A 19173-nucleotide genomic window follows, 5' to 3' on the forward strand; every position below is an offset into this window, starting at 1 on the left:
TTGCCGGCCCTTACGCCGTGAGGAAGAGGGCCAGCAGCGGGATCGTCACAAGCGACAGGATGGTCGAGGCCAGCATCATGGTCGAGGTCCGGTCGATCGCCGTCCGGTAGGCGGCGGCCATCATCACGGCGTTGATGCCCGGCGGCAGGCCGGCGGCGACGACCAGCGGCGCCAGCACCTCGCGCGTCATGCCGAGGGCGGACCCGACGCCGAAGACGACCAGCGGCAGGAGAACCATCTTGCCGGCCACCCCGACGGCGCTCGTCGCGACATTGCCGCGGATCTCCTGACCGTGGAGACCGGCGCCGATGATGATCAGCGCGATCGCCGGCATCGCCGCCTTGAGCATTCCCGTGAAAGCCTGCAGCCAGCCGGGAACCGGCAGGCCCGTGCCGCTGACCACGAGCCCGACGACGATCGACAGGAGGATCGGGTTGGCGAGCTGGTTGCCGAGGGCGCCGAGAAGCGAGCGCCGCGGTCCGTCGGCGCGTCTGGTGCCTTCCATCAGCATCACTGTCGGGGTGATCAGAGCCGCCGCATGGATGGTGATCAGCGCGGTCAGGACGACCAGCCCGCGGTCGCCGAACAGGATGCCGATCACCGGAATGCCGACGATGGCCAGGTTCGAATAGACTGCGCCGAAAGCCAGGACGATGCGTTCGGCGCGCCCGGTTTCGGGCCGCAGCATCAGCACCGCGTAGATGACCAGGGCGGTGACGGCGATGCTGCCGAAATAGACGCCCCAGACTTCCAGGTTCAGCACCTCGCCGACATGGATGGAGGACACCGTCAGGAACATCGTTCCCGGGATCAGCACCCAGAAGGCGAGCTTGGTCAGCCCGTCGAGACCGCCTGGCGTCAGGATGCCCCGGCGCACGAGCAGGTAGCCGACGGCAATCAGAAGGAAGATCGGGGCGAGCCGGTCGACGAGCGACAGGAGCATCGGGTCACCGTGTCTGGCCGGGTATCCGGACCGCGGGGCGAACGACCGACGCCGCAGACCCGTGGTCCGCGGCGTTGGTGGTTGCGATGATCAAAATGGCGAGGTGGGTCAGGAGGCCGTTGCCGGCGTTCGGGGTGGTTTGATCACCATGAAATAGAAGAACAGCGCCGTCAGCACCAGAAAGAACAGGCTGTCCGGACTGGTGAGGAATGTCGTCGGATCGCCCTTGGCCAGTTGCAGCGAGCGCCGCAGATATTGCTCGAGATCCGGCCCGAGGATGAAGCCCAGCAGCAGGGTGACGGTCGGATAGCCCGCCGTGCGCAGGAAAAAGGCGATGATGCCGAACACCAGCGCCAGCAGCATCTGGAAGCTGGAAAAAGTGGCGACATAGCTGCCGACCAGCGCGACCACGGCGATCGAGGAATAGAGCAGCGCTTTGCGGATCGAGACGATGCGAACGAAATACGGCCCGAGCAGATAGAGCGTCACCGGGATCAGGATCAGCGCGCTCATCAGAAGCGACGCGAACATCGGGGCGATCATGTCGATCTGGTTGTCGAGCAGGCGGGGCCCAGGCTGCAGGCCGTTGATGATCAGGACGCCGAGCACGATGGCGGTGGTCGGGTCGCCGGGAATGCCGAACATCAGCATCGGCACGAAGGCGCCGCCGCACATGGAATTGTTGGCGGTCTCGGCCGCGGCGATGCCTTCGCGGCTGCCTTTGCCGTAGAGCTCGGGCCGCTTCGACCGGCGCATGGCGTCGGCATAGGAGACGAAGGCGGCCATCGAGCCGCCGGCGCCGGGCAGGACGCCGATGAAGAAGCCGATGATGGCGCTCTTCAGATAGGTCCAGACGCCGATCTCGCGGATCTCGGCCAGTAGCGGGACGAAATCCCGGCGTTTGATCGTGAGCCTGGCGACATGCTCCTTGTCCACGGTGCGGGCATGCATGACGTCGCGCGCCTGGATCAGCAGCTCGCTGATGGCGAAGGTGCCGATGACGACGGACATCAGCCCGATTCCCTCGACCAGCGTCGAGGTGCCGAAGGTGAAGCGCGCCACCGGCTGCATGACGTCGATGCCGATGGTGGCGATCATCACGCCGAGGGCGGTGGTGACGACACTCTTGGCGATGGCGCCGCGCTGGGAGATGCCGATGACGACCAGCGCGAAGAGGATCAGCGAGAACTTGCCGGGCGTCTGGATCAGCAGGGCGAGGCTTGCGGCGACCGGCGTGAACAGGATCAGGAAGATCGCGCCGATGGTGCCGCCGACCATCGAGCCGAGGGCGGCGTGACCGAGCGCGTTGGCGCCGTGCCCCTGCTGCATCAGCGGATAGCCCTCGACGCCGGTCATCATGGAGGAGGGCGCGCCGGGTATGTTGATGGTCGTGGCGGTGATGCTGCCGGCATACATGCCGGACATGAAGATGCTGGCGCACATGACCAGCGCCGCGGTCACGTCGAGGCTGTAGGTGATCGGCAGGAGGAGGGCGATCGCCAGGACGGCAGTCAGCCCGGGAACGGCGCCGAAGAAGGTGCCGATCAGGAAGCCGACGATCATGTAGAACAGGACGGTCGGGTCGGTCAGCGCGGCGAAGCCGCCGAGAATGTGGAGCGCGAATTCCATTACAGCCACTCCGTCAGGGTCGGCAGCCGGACATGGAAGAAGACCTGGAACAGCAGGTAGAAGACGGCGGTGATGACGACCGCGTAGATCAGCCGCCAGAGGACGTTGGCGTCCATGCGGAAGACTTGGAGCAGCGCGAAGACGTAGAGCAGCGTCGAGAGCGCGTAGCCGAGGGGTTCGAATACCGCGATGTAGATCGCCGTCGCCGCGACCACCAGAATGGCCGGCCGCAGGTTCAGCGGCTCGCGCGGCGCCTCGTCGACGACCGGCGCGGCGCGAACGATGTTCAGCGCGACGGCGGCGAGGCCGAGATACATGACGACGCTGATGACGATCGGCAGGAAGGACGGGCCGACGAGGCCCTCGTCATATTGCGGCCGGATGCCCAGCGCCGCGACGAGATAGATCGTCGTGACGACGAAGAGCACGGCCGGCAGGATCAACTGGCGGGTGACGGTGGGCTTTTGCAGCATCGGATGTCCATGCGACAGGGCGGTGCAGCGGCGAGGCCAAGGCTTCGCCGCCGCACGGGGATTACTGGGCGATGACGCCGTCAGCCTTCAGCTTGTCGAACTGGGCGAAGACGGCTTCCTGCTGCTCTGCGACCCAGTCAGTAACCTCCTGCGGGCCGAGCCAGCCGGGCGTCACGCCGACCTTGGAGACCCATTCCTGGAACTCCTCACCTTCCAGCGCCTGCTGGTAGGCTTCGGCCAGCCTGGCGACCACGTCATCCGGAGTCCTGGCCGGTGCGGCGACGATGATGAAGCTGCCTGACCGCAGGTCGAGACCGGCGGACTTTGCATCGGGAACGTCGCTGTAGGTCGGGTTCGGCGCGTCGGAGAACTCGACCAGCCCGCGTGCGTCGCCTTCGTCGAGGAGGTTGGCGAAATCGCCGAGGCTGGTGACGGCGATCACGACCTCGCCCGACAGCATGGCCTCCTTCTGGGGACCGGCGCCGCCTGGATAGGGGATGAGGTCGAGATCGATGCCGGCCAGCTTCTCCAGTTCGAGCATCGCCAGATGGGTGCGCGAACCGGTGTTCTGGATCGCCACCTTGACGTCGCCCGGCGCTTCCTTGGCGGCGGCGATCAGGTCGTCGATGGTCTGGTAGGGCGCGTCGTCGGCGACGATGATCGCGTCCGACTCGTTGGTCAGGCGGCCGATCATCTGCAGCTTGTCGAGCTCGTAGCCCGGCAGCAGTTGCTGGTAGGGCACGGTGATGACGCTGTCATAGGTCAGGACGCCAATCGTGTAGCCGTCCGGGCGTGCCGCCATGACGTTCATGATGCCGTTGGCGCTCATGCCGCCCTCGACATTCTCCACATAGACGGTCTGGCCGAGCTCCTTCTCGGCGATCGCGCTGACCTTGCGCGCGATACCGTCAGTGCCGCCGCCGGCGCCCCAGGGCACGACGAGGCGGATGTCCTTGGTGGGGTAGTCCTGCGCCGCGGCCGGCGCGGCGATGGCCACGATGGCTGCGGTCGCCGCCGTGGCGGCAAGGGTTCTGAGATGATGCATGCGTCTGTCCTCCCATGTTGAAACTGAAGGGGTCGCCCCCGCTTCCTCGATCCGGCGCCGTGCGCCGCCGGACCGTCTTCACGATTCCCGTGTCCGCTCCCGCAGACCGGTGCCCGGCCGTCAGGCGGCCTCGGCCAGCCGTGCCTCGACCCGTGCCACCAGCGCGTCGATCTCGCGATGGTCCTCGGCGGTCAAAGCGGGGCCGGGCTGGCGCATGGTGGCGTGACGGATGGCGCCGCGCCGCCGCATGACCTCCTTGCGGGCCGCCACGCCCCAGAAGCCCATCGCCTCGTAGCGCAGCAGCGGCAGGTAGCGTTCGAAGAGATCGTTCGCCGCATCCGTGTCGCCCTGGGTGTGCAGGCGGTAAACGCCCGACAGCATCTCCGGATAGGAGAAGCCGGCCATCGGCCCGTCGACGCCGCGCGCCAGTTCCAGCGGCAGATACATGGCGTTGTTGCCGGTCAGGATAGCGACGCGGCGACCGCCGCCCTGGCGCAGGCGGGTGATCTTGTTGAGGCTCGGCAGGTCTTCCTGCTTGATCGCCTGGATCTGCGGATGACGCTCGACCAGCGACAGGATCGCCGGCACCGACATGCCGACATTCGTCGCGCCGGGGAAATCCTGCAGCACCACCGGCACGTCGCCGATGGCGGTGAAGACGTGATCGAAATAGCGGGCGAGCTCGTCGTCGGTGCGGATGCCGCTCGCCGGCGCGATCATCACGCCCGCGGCGCCCGCGTCCATGACCTTCGCGGTGAGCTGGGAAAGCTGGGCGAGGTTGGGGCTGCTCACCCCGACGATGACCGGCCGGCCGGCGGCGCGGGCGATGTAGCGATTGGCGACGGCCAGCGATTCCGCCTCCGTCAGCTTGCCGGCCTCGCCGCTGACGCCCAGCACGGTGAAGCCGTCCGCGCCATGGCGGCAGTAGAAGTCGACCAGCGTGTCGACGCTCGCAAGGTCGATCCCGGCGTCCGCGTCGAACGGCGTCTGGGCGACGATGTAGACGCCCTTCATGGCTGCGAGCATTGTGTCTCCCGGCGTGCCTTGAATTCGCATGGCAGATGCGGCGGCCCGTCTCCCTGCCGCTCATCATATGATCTCTTGCCGATGCCATATGATCACTGCATAAAGACACTGATGGTTCGGCCTGTCAATCGGCCGGAACGGTCACCGGCGAACGACGCTCCGGCGCTGCCGCCGGTGCAGCACAGCGGGGACCCATGGCCGACGCGATCGAAATCGTCTTTCACGGGCGCAATGCCGCCTCTTTCGTCGAGGGCTTCGATGCCCTGCTCGAAGTCGCGGCGAGGATCCGGCTCGTGCCGGACGAGCCGGCGACCGAGGCCGATGCCGAGGCGTTGCGCCGGGCCGACGTGATCATCGGCAATCGCTTCCAGGCTTCGCAGCCAAGGCCGGAGCGGCTGCGGCTCTATCACGTCTCGGCCACGGGAACCGACGGCATCGCCCTCGACGCCCTGCCGCCCGGCGCAACCGTCTGCAATTGCTACGGGCACGAGCCGGCCATGGCCGAATATGTCATGGCGGCGCTCCTGTCCCATCAGGTGAGGCTGTTCGATGCCGACCGGCGCCTGCGCAAGGGCGAATGGCCCTACCGCGCCGGTGCGGCGGCCAATATTCATGGCGAGATCGGCGGCAAGGCGCTGGGCCTGCTCGGCTTCGGCCATATCGGCCGGGCGGTCGCTGCCCACGCGAAGGCCTTCGGCATGGCCGTCCATGTCGCCAATCGGAGTCCGGTGCCCATGGCCGGCGACGTCGACACCAGCCACGGCCTCGACGATCTGTCGGCGTTCTATGCCGCGGCGGACTTCGTCGTCGTATCGCTGCCGCTGCTGCCGGAAACGCGGGGTCTCGTCGATGCGGCCGCCTTCGACCAGATGCGGCCGGATGCGGTGCTGGTGAATGTCGGCCGCGGCCCGGTGGTGGACGAGGCGGCGTTGTACGAGGCGCTGGCCCATCGCCGCATCGGCGGAGCCGTCATCGACACCTGGTACCGTTATCCGGAGGCCCAAGGCGATGTGACGGCGCCCTCGCGCTTCGATTTCGCGGCGCTCCACAATGTGGTGATGACCCCGCACATGTCCGCCTGGACGGACGGCACGATACGACGGCGCCAGGCCACCATGGCCGACAACATCAACCGCCATTTCACCGGCCGGGCCTGCAACAACGTCGTGCGGCCCGCCGACTGACCCCTCGCGCAGCCCGCCGGAACGGCGGCGTGCGACGAAAGCCGTGATCGTGGTCATCGACGCGGTGTGTCATCATATGTTGAGGTGGCCACGGCGCGCGAACTGCATGGCACGATGCAGAGCCGCAGATGGCGACCCGATGCGGATCGCAGGGAGGAAGCAGGCAGGGTGGTGACAGGACAAGCCAAGGACAGCCGGCCGCTGACGGTGCGCGTCACGGAGGAATTGCGCGAACGGATCGAAGCCGGGGACTACGCACCAGGCGACAAGCTGCCGACCGAGCCGGTGCTGGTCGAGCGTTTCGGCTACAGCCGGACGGTGATCCGCGAGGCGATCGCGGCCCTGCGCGCCGACGGTCTGGTGGAATCGCGGCAGGGCGTCGGCGTCTTCGTGCTGGGTCCGCGCCAGCGCGAGCAGCTGCCGACGCTGTTTGCAGATGCGACCGACAAGATCTCCGACATTATCGAAGAGCTTGAGCTGCGGCTGGGCATCGAGGTCGAGGCGGCGGGGCTTGCGGCGTTGCGCAGTTCGCCGGCCCAGGAGGCGGAGATCCAGGCACAGCTCGAAAGCTTTGAGCGGCTGGTGGCCGAGGGACGCCCGACCGACAACGCCGATTTCGCCTTCCACATGACGATCGCCACGGCGACCAACAACCAGCGTTTCAAGGCGTTTCTGGAGCATGTCGGCCGGCGGATCATCCCGCGGGTCAAGTTTCGCAAGGCGATGGGCGGCATCGATCCGCTGCCGAACCGGGACGAACAGCTCCTGGCCGAGCACACGCAGGTGGCCGAGGCGATCTGGGCGCGCGATCCCGAAGCTGCCCGCGACGCCATGCGGCGCCATCTGCAGGGCGGCATCAAGCGCTACCGCGCCATCACCCGCGCCACCCGGCCGACGCCCGCCAGCGATTGACAGCAGGGCTCAAGTCATCATACGTCATTCGCGAGACGTCGTATGATTGGAGAGCCCATGTCGCCCAGTGAACTCAAGCGCCGGCTGGCTTCCGGCCTGCTGTCCTTCCCGGTCACGCATTTCCACGAGGACCTGTCGCTCGATCTGGACAGCTACCGCAGCCACGTCGAATGGCTGGCCGGCTTCGATGCCGCAGCGCTGTTCGCGGCCGGCGGCACGGGTGAGTTCTTCTCCCTGTCGCCGGAAGAGGTCGGCACAGTGACGGCCGCGGCCAAGGAGGTGGCCGGCGACGTGCCGATCATCGCCGGTTGCGGCTATGGCGGCGAACTGGCCCGCGACATCGCGCGGCGCGCCGAGGCGGCCGGGGCCGACGGCCTGCTGCTCCTGCCGCATTACCTGATCGGTGCATCCCAGGAAGGCCTTTACCGGCACATCAAGTCGGTCTGCGACGCGACCGGGCTCGGCGTCATCGTCTACAACCGCGCCAATTCCATCGTCACCGCCGACACGCTGGCGCGGCTGGCGGATGCCTGCCCGAACCTCGTCGGCTTCAAGGACGGCACCGGCCAGATCGGCGTCGTGCGCCAGATCACCGCCAAGCTTGGCGACCGCTTCTGCTATATCGGCGGCATGCCGACGCATGAATTGTTCGCGGAGGCCTACAACGCGATCGGCGTGACCACCTATTCCTCGGCGGTGTTCAATTTCGTGCCGGAACTGGCGCAGCGCTTCTACCGCGCGATGCGGGCCGACGACGCGGCGACCATGGCGACGATCCTCGACGCGTTCTTCTTCCCGTTCGCCAAGATCCGTGACCGCGAGGTCGGCTATCCGGTGTCGATCATCAAGGCGGGTGTCGAACTGATCGGCCGTGGTTCCGGTCCGGTCCGGCCGCCGCTCACCGATCTGACGGCCGAGGAGAAGACCATGCTGAAGGCGCTGATCTAGCGCGCCTTCAGGGCGCTATCGGTCCAGACCTGCCGGACGGCTCCGCGATCGCGGGGCCGTTCTGCGTCGCGGCGGTCAGTCGTGTGGGTTCGGCAGGCCGGCCTCGAAGCGGATCGGCGTGCCGTGGGGCGTGGCCTCGGCGGCGCGGTGCCAGACGGCCTGCGCCGCGTCGACGGCATCGGCGCTTACCAGCGCCCGTGCCGTGAGGATTTCTTCGAGCGCGACGAGCCATGCGGTGAAATAGGCATCCGCTGTTGCTTCGGGCGAGGGGCCGGCGGCGGGCAGGCTGGCGCAGGCGCGGCCGAGCGCGGCAGCCCAGTCGGTCCAGGCAAGGATGCCGCGCTCGTTCAGCGCGACGGTCATGGCGAAGGCCTTGGCCTGCCAGGGCGCGAAGAAGACGGGTTCACCCGCCGCATCGCGTGGCAGGCCGGGCGATGCGGCGATGCCGGTCTCAGGCGTGCGCAAGATAGGGCTCCCAGGCATCGATGGAGACGGTGTCGTTGGGCGAAGCGTCGCCGCCCCACAGCGTGAATGCGTCGAAGACCACCGTGTAGAGCCAGTGCGCGACATGGTCGTCGCCCTTGGCGCTGGCATCCGCGAAGACATGGAAACCCTGAACGGTTTCGATGGTGCCGGTCTTCTCGCGGGCATAGGCGGGCAGGCGGATGTGATGGCGCGGCTGCAGGTTCAGCGTGCGGACCCTGTCGCCCGGCGCGAAAACGGGCGTGCTGCCTTCGGGATCGCGGTTGGCCGGACTGCCCTTGGCAAGGGCCGGCGCGACGGCATCGGCCTTCAGGATGCGGTTCGGCGGCACGGTCAGGTCGAGGGGCCGCCCGGCGCGCAATTCGCGATGGCTGATGAGGCCGTGGCGCAGGAGCAGCGTCTCAAGGCCCTTGGTCCAGATCTCGTAATAGGACGAACCGTAATAGTCGGCCGGGTGGCGATCCTCACGGGCGGCGCGGCTTTCGTCGATCGACCAATGGCCCATCGCACCGGCGGCGAGCGTCAGGGCGAGGGCGCGGCGCTCCCAGGGCGCATGGAACAGCGGCTCGTCTGCCTTCGGCGCGATCGGCCCGAAGCCGTGCCGACCGCCGAGATCGTGGGGGCCGTTCATGCCGCCGTCTCCGGCGCGGCATGCGGGCTCAGGTCACGCTCGGTACCGATCATGGAATTGCGGGTGACGAGCGCCGCCAGCGCCGCCTCGGACAGTCCCTCGGTACCCGCCGGGCGCTCGGGCACGACGAGGTAGCGCAGCTCGGCGGTGGAGTCCCAGACTCGCACCGAGACGCCGTCCGGCAGCGCGACGCCGAATTCGCGCAGGACGCCGCGCGGATCGGAGACGGCGCGCGAGCGATAGGGCGGCGACTTGTACCAGACCGGCGGCAGGCCGAGCACTGACCACGGATAGCAGGAGCACAGGGTGCAGACGACGAGGTTGTGGCGCTCCGGGGTGTTGAACACCGCCTGCATGTGCTCGCCCTGGCGGCCGGTGAAGCCAAGCGAGGCAATGGCGGCGGTTGCGTCGCGCGCCAGCCAGTCGGCGTAGTCCGGGTCGCTCCAGGCCTTGGCGACGACGCTGGCGCCGTTGCGCGGCCCGACCTTGGTCTCGTAGGTGTCGATGATGGCGTCGAGGGCGTCCGGGTCGACCATGCCCTTTTCGGTGAGGATCGTCTCCAGCGCCATGACCCGCGCGGTCATCGGGTCGAGATGGTTGTCGTGATCACGGTCGTGGTGATGGCCGTGGTGATCACCGTCCCTGCCGTGCGATCCCGTCATGGTTCCTCCCGGATCTGTCTTCGCCGGCCTCGCCGCGCATCGACCGGCTCCGTGGCGTCGCGCCGGCGTCCGCGCGCCCGGTTGCGATGATAAGCCCGGCAGGGGGAATTACCAGCCGTTCCAGGACCCGTGCGGGAGTGTGCGACCCATAGCGGACGGCGGCCCGCATTCCCCCGTTGACCCGGACGGGTGTTGAGGCGCACCACAGGCAGATGGAGCGACGTGGCGGCGCAGGCACGGCCCGCCGCTCAAGCCCGATATCCGGAGTTCTGCACCCATGACCGTCCAGCCGAATTCGATCGAGGGACGCGATATCGCGTTCCATCTCCACAGCTACACCAATGCCCGCAAGCACGAGGCCAACGGGCCGATCGTCATGGAATCGGGCGAGGGGGTGCATGTCACCGACACCGACGGCAATCGCTATATCGAGGCGATGTCGGGGCTGTGGTCGGTGGCTGTCGGCTTTGGCGAGAAGCGGCTGGTGGATGCCGCCGCGCGGCAGATGCAGAAGCTGAACTATTACCACACCTTCACGCACAAATCGCACGGCCCGGCGATCGAGCTGGCCGAGAAGCTGGTGGGCATGGCGCCGGTGCCGATGTCGAAGGCATATTTCACCAATTCCGGCTCCGAAGCCAACGACACGATGATGAAGCTGGTGCGCTACCGCTCCAACGCGCTCGGCCAGCCGCAGAAGAAGAAGATCATCAGCCGGATCCGCGGCTATCACGGCGTGACGCTGGCCTCGGCGAGCCTGACCGGCCTGCCCAACAATCACCGTGCCTTCGACCTGCCGATGCCGGGCATCCTGCACACGACCTGCCCGCATTACTGGCGCGAAGGCCGCGACGGCGAGAGCGAGGAGGCCTTCGCGACGCGCTGCGCCGAGGATCTGGACGCGATGATCGAGGCCGAGGGGCCGGACACGGTCGCCGCCTTCATCGCCGAGCCGGTGATGGGGGCGGGCGGCGTCGTGGTGCCGCCGGCGACCTACTGGGAAAAGATCCAGGCGGTGCTCAAGCGCTACGACATCCTGCTCGTCGCCGACGAGGTGATCTGCGGTTTCGGGCGCACCGGCCAGATGTTCGGCAGCCAGACCTACGGCATCGAGCCCGACATCATGACGCTCTCCAAGGCGCTGTCCTCGTCCTATCTGCCGATCTCGGCGTTGCTGATCAACGAGCGGGTCTACGCGCCGGTGGCGGACCAATCTTCGGAGATCGGCACCTTCGGCCATGGCTACACGGCGTCCGGGCATCCGGTGGCGGCGGCCGTGGCGCTGGAAAACCTGAAGATCATCGAGGAACGCGATCTCGTCGCCAATGCGCGCGAGATGGGCGAGGTCATGCAGGCCGGTCTGCGCAGGCTCGCCGATCATCCGCTCGTCGGCGAAGTGCGCGGCGTCGGACTGATTGCCGCGATCGAACTGGTCACCGACAAGGCCGCCAAGCTCTCCGCCCAGCCGCCGGGAGACCTTGCCGCGCGCGGCTTCGCGATCATGCAGAAGAACGGCGTGATCTCCCGCGCCATGGGCGACGCGCTGGCCTTCTGCCCGCCGCTGATCGTCGAGAAGCAGCACATCGACACGATCGTCGAGACCACCGCCCGCAGCCTCGACGAATTGCAGGCGAGCCTCTGAGAGCACGCCCTCGCGCGCATGTGACAGGCGGCCCCGCATCCGATCCGGCGCGGGGCCGCCTGCGTATGGGCTTGTGTCAGGCGGCGTCGGCGAGGGGCTGCGAACGGCGCAACAGGTCGGCCAGCGCCTCGAAGTCGCGGCGGCGGGCGGTCGACGGGCGGAAGGCGAGGGCGATGGTGCGGTAGGGCGTCGGCGCCTCGAAGGGCAGGATGGCGATGCCGCCGCTGCGGGTCTCGTCCGGAATCGCCATCTCTGGAATCAGCGTGGCTCCGAGCCCGCCCGAGACCATCCGCAGGATCGTCGTCAGGCTGGTGGCGCCGAGCCCGGCCATCTCGCCGGCATCGGCAATGCGGCAGATGTCCAGCGCCTGCGCCCGCAGGCAGTGGCCTTCCTCCAGAAGAATCAGCCGCTCGTTGCGCAGCGCCGACAGCGGCACGGGCTGCGGCAGGCGCGAGGCCTCGGCGGCCGGCAGCGCCAGGTAGAAGCGGTCCTCGAACAGCGCGATCGATTCGAGCAACGGGTCGTCCAGCGGCAGCGCGACGACAGCGCAGTCGATCTCGCCGACCGCCAGATCTGCGACCAGCCGGTCGGTGACGCTCTCGCGAATCTCGCATTCGAGGCTCGGATACTCGCTCGCCAGGGCCTGCAGGAAGGTCGGCAGCACGTAAGGGGCGACCGATGCGATCATGCCGAGGCGCAGCCGGCGCGACAGCAGCGTCTCACCACTGGTGGCAAGGCTTTCCAGCTCCTGCATCTCGGCCAGGATGCGCCGTACCCGGGCGCCAATGAGCGCGCCGTCGCTGGTCAGGGTGACGCCGGAGGACGCGCGCTGGAACAGCGGGCCACCGAAGAACTCCTCCATCTGGGCGATCTGCGCCGAGAGGGCTGGTTGGCTGATGTTGAGGCGCCTGGCGGCCTGCCCGAAATGCAGGGTTTCGCTGAGCGTGTTGAAATAGCGGAGCTGTCGGATCGTGATCATGCGCGATAGGATAAGCTGATCGAGACCGCTTGGAAATACGATTGGAGATTATCGATCGCATCCCTATTATCGCTCTGGAAGAATTCCAAACATGGCGAAGGGAGGCCTCACATGGCTGATCGCGAGAGATTGACGACAACGGCTGGCGCGCCGGTGTCCAGCAACCAGAACTCCAAGACGGTCGGACCGAGGGGTCCTGTGCTGCTCGAGGATTTCCAGCTGATCGAGAAGCTGGCGCATCAGAACCGCGAGCGCATTCCCGAGCGCGTGGTCCACGCCAAGGGCTGGGGTGCCTTCGGCACGCTGAACGTCACCGAGGACGTTACCAAATACAGCTGCGCCAAGGTATTCCGTCCGGGTGCGAAGACCGACATGCTGGCCCGCTTCTCGACCGTCGCCGGCGAGCAGGGCGCCGCCGATGCCGAGCGCGACGTGCGCGGCTTCGCGCTGAAGTTCTACACCGAAGAAGGCAACTGGGACCTCGTCGGCAACAACACCCCGGTGTTCTTCGTCGGCGACCCGTACAAGTTCCCGGACTTCATCCACACGCAGAAGCGCCACCCGCGCACCAATCTGCGTTCGGCGACCGCCATGTGGGACTTCTGGTCGCTCTGCCCGGAATCGCTGCATCAGGTGACGATCCTGATGTCCGACCGCGGCATCCCGACCGACCCGAGCCGCATGAACGGCTACGGCAGCCACACCTTCTCGATCTGGAACGACCAGGGCGAGCGCTTCTGGGTGAAGTTCCACTTCAAGACCCAGCAGGGCCATGCGCACTTCGTCAACGAAGAGGCCGAGAAGGTCATCGCCAAGTCGCGCGAGAGCTACCAGGAAGCCCTCTACGGCATGATCGAGGACGGCCGCTTCCCGAAGTGGACCATGTACATCCAGGTCATGCCCGAGGGTGAAGAGGTCCAGTTCGAGGAGAAGACCGGCTGGAGCGCGTTCGACCTGACCAAGGTCTGGCCGCATGGCATGTACCCGCTGATCAAGGTCGGCGAGATGGAGCTGAACCGCAATCCGGAGAACTATTTCTCCGATATCGAGCAGTCGGCCTTCAACCCGTCCAACGTCGTCCCGGGCATCGGCTTCTCGCCGGACAAGATGCTGCAGGGCCGTCTGTTCTCCTATCCGGACGCGCATCGCTACCGGATCGGCACGCATTACGACGCGCTGCCGGTGAACAAGCCGAAGAGCCCGGTGCATCACTACCACCGCGACGGCGAGATGCCGTTCGGCCTGCGCACCAACCCGGACGCCTATTACGAGCCGAACAGCTTCGGCGGTCCGGTCGAGGATCCGAGCGTCGAGGAGCCGCCGCACCGCTATGCGGGCCAGGTGGGTCGCTACGATTTCCGTGGCGAGACCGACCATTACAGCCAGCCGCGGGCGCTGTTCGAAATGTTCGACGCCGGCCAGCGTGAGCGGCTGTGCGCCAACATCGCCGGTGCGATGCAGGGTGTGCCGCAGTTCATCGTCGACCGCCAGCTGGCGCATTTCGACAAGGTGCATGCCGATTACGGCGCAGGCGTCCGCAAGGCGATCGAAGTGCAGACGCGCGATGATGCCGAGGCGAGCCTCAGCACCAGCCACAGCGCTGCTGCGGAGTAACCGGACGCGATCGTTCGTGACATGAAACTCCGGCGCCGTGTGCGCCGGAGCGAGAGGGCCGGGAGCGATCCCGGCCCTTTTTGCTTGCGGGGTTGCCGTCGCGTGGTGCAGGACTGCGCTCAATCCGCGAGGCACTGCGACCGAAGACGACCCGTCGAACCGACGGGTCGTCGGCCGGCCATTCGGCCTTCGCACGGAACGCCCGGCATCGTCCGGCAAGACACAGCAAGGATATCACCATGCGCCTGGGCGGCAGGATGGCAGCGGCCATCGAGATTCTGACCGATATCGAGGCACGGCGCCGGCCGGTGGCCGATGCGTTGAAGGACTGGGGGCTTTCGCATCGCTTCGCAGGTTCCGGCGATCGCGCCGCCATCGGCAACATCGTCTACGACGTGCTGCGTCGCAGGCGCTCGCTGGCCTGGCGCATGGAAGACGAGACGCCGACGGCCATGGTCTTCGCCGCCGTGCTCGACAGCAAGGGCATGGGCATCAAGGACATGGCCATCGCGCTGGATGGCGACCGCTTCGCGCCCCAGATGCCGTCGACCGACGATTTCGCGGCCTTCCGCACACGCGAGCTGAGCGCGGCGCCCGGCGCCGTGCAGGCCGACGTGCCGGACTGGCTGGCCGACCGGCTGGAGGCGGCCTTCGGCGAGGCGTGGATCGCGGAGGCCGCGGCCCTGTCCGACCGCCCGCCGCTCGACATGCGCGTCAACACGCTGCGCGCCGATCGCGACAAGGTCGCCAAGGCGCTGACGCCGTTTGCGGCGACAGCTACGGCACTGGCGCCGCAGGGTCTGCGCATTCCGCCGATCGCAGGCGACGGACGCCATCCCAACGTGCAGGTGGAGGCCGGCTTCCAGAAGGGCTGGTTCGAGATCCAGGACGAGGGCTCGCAGATCGTCGCGCTTCTGGCGGGTGCCGCGCCGGGCATGCAGGTGCTGGACTTCTGCGCCGGGGCCGGCGGCAAGACGCTGGCGCTGGCCGCGTCCATGGAGAATACTGGCCAGATCCACGCCTATGACAGCGATCGCCAGAGGTTGGCGCCGATCCACGACCGGCTGAAGCGGGCCGAGGTCCGCAATGTCCAGGTCCATGCGCCGCGCGACGACATTGGCGAACTGGAAGGCCGCATGGATCTGGTGCTGGTCGATGCGCCCTGCACAGGCACCGGCACGTGGCGTCGTCGCCCGGACGCCAAATGGCGGCTGGCCGAACGCCAGCTCGACAAGCGGCTGGAAGAGCAGGACGCCGTGCTCGACGCGGCGGCGCGCTTCGTCAAGCCCGGCGGCCGGCTCGTCTACATCACCTGTTCGCTGCTGCCCGAGGAGAACGGCGCCCGCGTCGCGGCCTTCCTGGAACGTGATGCGGGCGCAGAGTTCAAGGTCGCCGATGCTGCGGGACGCTGGGCCGAGGCCCTGCCTGAGGCGCCGAAGGCTTATCACGCCAGCGCGCTCGGCGACGGCACGACGCTGACGCTGACGCCGCGTACCACCGGCACCGACGGCTTCTTCTTCGCGGTCCTGGAGCGTCGCTGATGCGGGGCTATGTGGCTCTGGCGCTGTTCCTCGCCCTGACCGTGGGTGGCGGCGCGCTGGTGGGTGCGGCGACGGCGCCCGGTGAATGGTACCAAGCGTTGCAGAAGCCCTGGTTCAATCCGCCGGGCTGGGTCTTCGGACCGGCCTGGGGCATGCTCTACGTCCTGATCGGCATCGCCGGCTGGCGCGTCTGGCACCGGGGCGAACTGCAGGCCGCGCGCGTCTGGTGGGTGCAACTCGGCCTTAACTTCATCTGGCCGTTCCTGTTCTTCGCCGCACAGATGCCGGGCCTTGCGCTGGTCGAGATCGTCGCGCTGTTCGCCGCGATCTGCGGCTTCGTCGCCTATACCTGGCGCGAGGATCGTGTCTCGGCACTGCTGTTCCTGCCTTATGGCGCCTGGGTGGCCTATGCGACGCTTCTCAACGCCGCCATCTGGTGGTTGAACTGAGCGGATCATCGCCGGGCGCGCACGCTCGGAGCACCGGACGGACGGCAGCATGAGCGACTACGACCCGACGAAGATCGACGCCGCGACGGAAGAGCTGGGCGGCGCCCGGGTGCTGTTCGTCATGGCGGCCTCGGCCGAATACGGCCCGGCGCTGCGCCGCCGCATCGCACCCCTGATGACCGGGGTCGGGCCGATCGAGGCGGCGCTCGGCACCGGCATCGCCCTGCATGCGCTGACACTGGCGGGCCATCGCCCGGACCTCGTGGTCTCGCTCGGCTCGGCAGGCTCGCGCACGCTCGAACAGGGCGAAATCTATCAGGTCTCGTCGGTCGCCTGGCGCGACATCGACGCGTCGCCGCTGGGTTTTGCGAAGGGCGTGACGCCGTTTCTCGACCATCCCGTCCACACCGCCCTGCCGACGCCGGTGCCGAGCCTGCCGACGGCACGGCTGTCGACGGGGTCCGACATCGTCTCGGGTGCGCGCTACGACGCGATCGACGCCGACATGGTGGACATGGAGACCTTCGCGGTCCTGCGCGCCTGCCAGCGCTTCGACGTCAAGCTGGTCGGCCTGCGCGGCATCTCCGACGGTGCAGGGGACATGCATCACTACGACGACTGGACGACGCTGCTGCATGTCATCGACGAGAAGCTCGCCGATGCCGTCGACCGGCTGGAGATCGCGCTCGATTCGGGACTGCTGGACGTCGGTTCGTCCTGACGACCGCCCGGTCCGGGGATCGGCTTCCCCGAGCCGGGCGACGATCGACCGGATCAGGCGGCCTTCTTGTTGACCTTGACGTCGGCGAGCTTGGACAGCTTCTCGTCGGTCGCCTTTTCCTGCTTGAGGGTTTCCTGCAGCTTTGCGACGGCGTCCTTGTGGCCGAGGGTGCCGGCCCAGGTGATCAGCGTGCCGTAGCGCGCGATCTCGTAGTGCTCGACGGCCTGGGCGGCGGCGACCATCGCGGCGTCGAGGGTTTCGGGATCCTCGACCTCGTCCATCAGCTCGGTCGCCTCGTCGATGATGCCGATGATCGCGTCGCACTTCACGGCACGCGGCTTCTTGCCAAGGCTCTCGAACACCTCCTCGAGCCGCGTGACCTGCTCCTTGGTCTCTTCCAGATGGGTCTCGAACGCGGCCTTCAGATCCTCGCTCGCCGCCTTCTTCGCCATCTTGGGGAGAACCTTGGCGATCTGTTTCTCGGCATAGTAGATGTCCTGCAGCGTGTGCAGGAAGAGGTCGTCCAGCGATTTGACGCTCATGTCAGTTGCTCCGGATCGCGGCATCAGTACCGCGGCGCCAGAACGGCCCTGCAGGACCGGCGTTCCGCCTGCCGGGTGCGTAATGCACAGGTGGCTACCGATGCGTCAGCCGCATACGGGCAATGCCGCGCGAGGTGCTGGACATTGCCGCCGTGCTTTTCTAAAGCCTCGCCATGACAGCGCACCCCGACACCGTCCTCATCGTCGACTTCGGCTCCCAGGTCACCCAGCTGATCGCGCGGCGCATCCGCGAAGCCGGCGTCTATTCCGAAATCGTGCCGTTCCAGTCGGCTGCCGAAGGCTTTCGCCGCCTGTCGCCGAAGGCCGTGATCCTGTCCGGATCGCCGGCCTCGGTGACGGACACCGATGCCCCGACGGCGCCGATGGAAATCCTCGAGGCGGGCGTGCCGGTGCTCGGCATCTGCTACGGCCAGCAGACCATGTGCGCCCAGCTCGGCGGCAATATCGAAGGCGGCCTGCACCGCGAGTTCGGCCGCTCCTTCATGGAGGTCAAGAAGGCCTCGCCGCTGTTCGAGGGCATCTGGGCCGAAGGCACCCGCCATCAGGTGTGGATGAGCCATGGCGACAGGGTCACGGCGCTGCCCGAGGGCTTCGAGATCATCGGCCAGTCGTCAGGCGCGCCCTTCGCGGCGATCGCCGACGAGGCGCGGCGCTTCTACGGCGTGCAGTTCCATCCCGAGGTGGTTCACACCCCCGACGGTGCCCGGCTTCTGTCGAACTTCGTCCACCGCATCGCCGGCCTGTCCGGCGACTGGACCATGGCGGCGTTCCGCGAGCAGGCGGTCGAGGAAATCCGCGCCAAGGTCGGCGACGGCAAGGTGATCTGCGGCCTGTCCGGCGGTGTCGATTCCTCCGTCGCGGCGGTGCTGATCCACGAGGCGATCGGCGACCAGCTGACCTGCATCTTCGTCGACCACGGCCTCTTGCGGATGAACGAGGCGGACGAGGTCGTCGCGATGTTCCGCGACCACTACAATATCCCGCTCGTCCACGTGCAGGCACAGGACACCTTCATCGACGCGCTGGAAGGCGAGATGGACCCGGAGGTCAAGCGCAAGACCATCGGCCGGCTGTTCATCGAGACCTTCGAGGCCGAGGCCAAGAAGATTGGCGGCGCCGATTTCCTGGCGCAGGGCACCCTCTATCCCGACGTGATCGAGAGCGTCTCCTTCACCGGCGGCCCGTCGGTGACCATCAAGTCGCACCACAATGTCGGCGGCCTGCCGGAGCGCATGAACATGCAGCTCGTCGAGCCGCTGCGCGAATTGTTCAAGGACGAGGTGCGCCTGCTCGGCCACGAGCTCGGACTGCCGGCGCATTTCGTCGGCCGCCAGCCCTTCCCGGGGCCGGGCCTCGCCATTCGCTGCCCGGGCGGCGTGACCCGCGAGAAGCTCGACATCCTGCGCCAGGCCGACGCGATCTATCTCGACGAGATCCGCAAGGCCGGTCTCTACGATGCCATCTGGCAGGCTTTCGCCGTCCTGTTGCCGGTGCAGACCGTCGGCGTGATGGGCGACGGGCGGACCTACGAATTCGTCTGCGCACTGCGGGCCGTCACCTCGGTCGATGGCATGACCGCGGATTTTTACCATTACGACATGGACTTCCTCGGCAACACCGCGACCCGCATCATCAACGAGGTGCGCGGCATCAACCGGGTGGTCTACGACGTGACCTCGAAGCCGCCGGGCACGATCGAATGGGAATGATGCCGCGCGCCTGACCGGG

At 67.4% G+C, this 19173-nt stretch carries 19 protein-coding genes; 9 read left to right on the top strand and 10 right to left on the bottom strand.

Going from position 1 to position 19173, the window contains the following annotated elements:
- Window positions 1-10: 10 nt before the first annotated feature.
- From SI859A1_RS03345 to SI859A1_RS03365, 5 genes are all read right to left on the bottom strand, one after another.
- Window positions 11-943 carry an AEC family transporter gene (locus SI859A1_RS03345; protein ID WP_040325147.1) on the bottom strand — a complete coding sequence of 311 codons (933 nt, stop codon included), beginning with the start codon at window positions 941-943 and terminating at the stop codon, window positions 11-13.
- A 108-nt stretch (window positions 944-1051) separates the two neighbouring features.
- Entirely contained in the window at window positions 1052-2572 is a 1521-nt protein-coding gene (locus SI859A1_RS03350) for a tripartite tricarboxylate transporter permease (protein WP_040325149.1), read from the bottom strand.
- Window positions 2572-3045 (bottom strand): tripartite tricarboxylate transporter TctB family protein, encoded by a 474-nt coding sequence (locus SI859A1_RS03355; RefSeq protein ID WP_040325151.1) that lies wholly within the window; start codon window positions 3043-3045, stop codon window positions 2572-2574. The genes SI859A1_RS03350 and SI859A1_RS03355 overlap by 1 nt, the downstream gene beginning before the upstream one ends.
- 61 nt (window positions 3046-3106) lie before the next feature.
- On the bottom strand, window positions 3107-4090 hold the full coding sequence (locus SI859A1_RS03360; RefSeq protein WP_009208452.1) for a Bug family tripartite tricarboxylate transporter substrate binding protein: 984 nt from the start codon (window positions 4088-4090) through the stop codon (window positions 3107-3109).
- 120 nt (window positions 4091-4210) lie between these two features.
- Entirely contained in the window at window positions 4211-5116 is a 906-nt protein-coding gene (locus tag SI859A1_RS03365; protein WP_040325153.1) for a dihydrodipicolinate synthase family protein, read from the bottom strand.
- A 194-nt stretch (window positions 5117-5310) separates the two neighbouring features.
- Here SI859A1_RS03365 and SI859A1_RS03370 point away from each other — a divergent pair, with 194 nt between their 5' ends.
- The 3 genes from SI859A1_RS03370 (at window position 5311) to kdgD (ending at window position 8160) form a co-directional block, all read left to right on the top strand.
- Window positions 5311-6300: a 2-hydroxyacid dehydrogenase gene (locus SI859A1_RS03370; protein WP_009208454.1), complete on the top strand. Its 990-nt coding sequence runs from the start codon at window positions 5311-5313 to the stop codon at window positions 6298-6300.
- A gap of 114 nt (window positions 6301-6414) precedes the next feature.
- Window positions 6415-7212 carry a FadR/GntR family transcriptional regulator gene (locus SI859A1_RS03375; protein ID WP_009208455.1) on the top strand — a complete coding sequence of 266 codons (798 nt, stop codon included), beginning with the start codon at window positions 6415-6417 and terminating at the stop codon, window positions 7210-7212.
- A gap of 57 nt (window positions 7213-7269) precedes the next feature.
- Window positions 7270-8160, top strand: coding sequence for a 5-dehydro-4-deoxyglucarate dehydratase (kdgD, locus tag SI859A1_RS03380; RefSeq protein ID WP_040325154.1), 891 nt, complete (start codon window positions 7270-7272; stop codon window positions 8158-8160).
- Between the two features lie 75 nt (window positions 8161-8235).
- Here kdgD and SI859A1_RS03385 read toward each other — a convergent pair whose 3' ends face one another.
- From SI859A1_RS03385 to nthA, 3 genes are read right to left on the bottom strand one after another with little or no spacing between them, the layout of a single operon-like run.
- Complete coding sequence (locus tag SI859A1_RS03385; RefSeq protein ID WP_244400888.1) at window positions 8236-8625, bottom strand: nitrile hydratase accessory protein; 390 nt, start codon at window positions 8623-8625, stop codon at window positions 8236-8238.
- Entirely contained in the window at window positions 8612-9274 is a 663-nt protein-coding gene (gene nthB / locus SI859A1_RS03390; protein WP_009208458.1) for a nitrile hydratase subunit beta, read from the bottom strand. Before nthB ends, SI859A1_RS03385 begins: the two co-directional genes overlap by 14 nt.
- Complete coding sequence (gene nthA / locus SI859A1_RS03395; RefSeq protein WP_009208459.1) at window positions 9271-9936, bottom strand: nitrile hydratase subunit alpha; 666 nt, start codon at window positions 9934-9936, stop codon at window positions 9271-9273. Before nthA ends, nthB begins: the two co-directional genes overlap by 4 nt.
- A gap of 277 nt (window positions 9937-10213) precedes the next feature.
- Here nthA and SI859A1_RS03400 point away from each other — a divergent pair, with 277 nt between their 5' ends.
- On the top strand, window positions 10214-11578 hold the full coding sequence (locus SI859A1_RS03400; RefSeq protein WP_009208460.1) for an aspartate aminotransferase family protein: 1365 nt from the start codon (window positions 10214-10216) through the stop codon (window positions 11576-11578).
- Window positions 11579-11654: 76 nt separating this feature from the next.
- Here the strand turns inward: SI859A1_RS03400 and SI859A1_RS03405 are convergent, their stop codons facing one another.
- Window positions 11655-12557, bottom strand: a complete 903-nt coding sequence (locus tag SI859A1_RS03405; protein WP_009208461.1) for a hydrogen peroxide-inducible genes activator — start codon at window positions 12555-12557, stop codon at window positions 11655-11657.
- A gap of 111 nt (window positions 12558-12668) precedes the next feature.
- Here SI859A1_RS03405 and SI859A1_RS03410 point away from each other — a divergent pair, with 111 nt between their 5' ends.
- The 4 genes from SI859A1_RS03410 (at window position 12669) to SI859A1_RS03425 (ending at window position 16882) form a co-directional block, all read left to right on the top strand.
- Window positions 12669-14171 carry a catalase gene (locus tag SI859A1_RS03410; protein WP_009208462.1) on the top strand — a complete coding sequence of 501 codons (1503 nt, stop codon included), beginning with the start codon at window positions 12669-12671 and terminating at the stop codon, window positions 14169-14171.
- A 239-nt stretch (window positions 14172-14410) separates the two neighbouring features.
- Window positions 14411-15712, top strand: coding sequence for an RsmB/NOP family class I SAM-dependent RNA methyltransferase (locus SI859A1_RS03415; protein ID WP_009208463.1), 1302 nt, complete (start codon window positions 14411-14413; stop codon window positions 15710-15712).
- A complete protein-coding gene (locus SI859A1_RS03420) occupies window positions 15712-16161 on the top strand; it encodes a TspO/MBR family protein (protein WP_009208464.1) in 450 nt (149 codons plus the stop codon). The genes SI859A1_RS03415 and SI859A1_RS03420 overlap by 1 nt, the downstream gene beginning before the upstream one ends.
- 49 nt (window positions 16162-16210) lie before the next feature.
- Window positions 16211-16882, top strand: coding sequence for a 5'-methylthioadenosine/S-adenosylhomocysteine nucleosidase (locus tag SI859A1_RS03425; RefSeq protein WP_009208465.1), 672 nt, complete (start codon window positions 16211-16213; stop codon window positions 16880-16882).
- 53 nt (window positions 16883-16935) lie between these two features.
- Here SI859A1_RS03425 and SI859A1_RS03430 read toward each other — a convergent pair whose 3' ends face one another.
- A complete protein-coding gene (locus tag SI859A1_RS03430; protein WP_040325156.1) occupies window positions 16936-17424 on the bottom strand; it encodes a YciE/YciF ferroxidase family protein in 489 nt (162 codons plus the stop codon).
- A 173-nt stretch (window positions 17425-17597) separates the two neighbouring features.
- Here SI859A1_RS03430 and guaA point away from each other — a divergent pair, with 173 nt between their 5' ends.
- Complete coding sequence (guaA, locus tag SI859A1_RS03435; RefSeq protein WP_009208467.1) at window positions 17598-19154, top strand: glutamine-hydrolyzing GMP synthase; 1557 nt, start codon at window positions 17598-17600, stop codon at window positions 19152-19154.
- Window positions 19155-19173: the final 19 nt, after the last annotated feature.

It is taken from the genome of Aurantimonas manganoxydans SI85-9A1 (genome assembly GCF_000153465.1).
Taxonomy (GTDB): Bacteria; Pseudomonadota; Alphaproteobacteria; order Rhizobiales; family Rhizobiaceae; genus Aurantimonas; species Aurantimonas manganoxydans.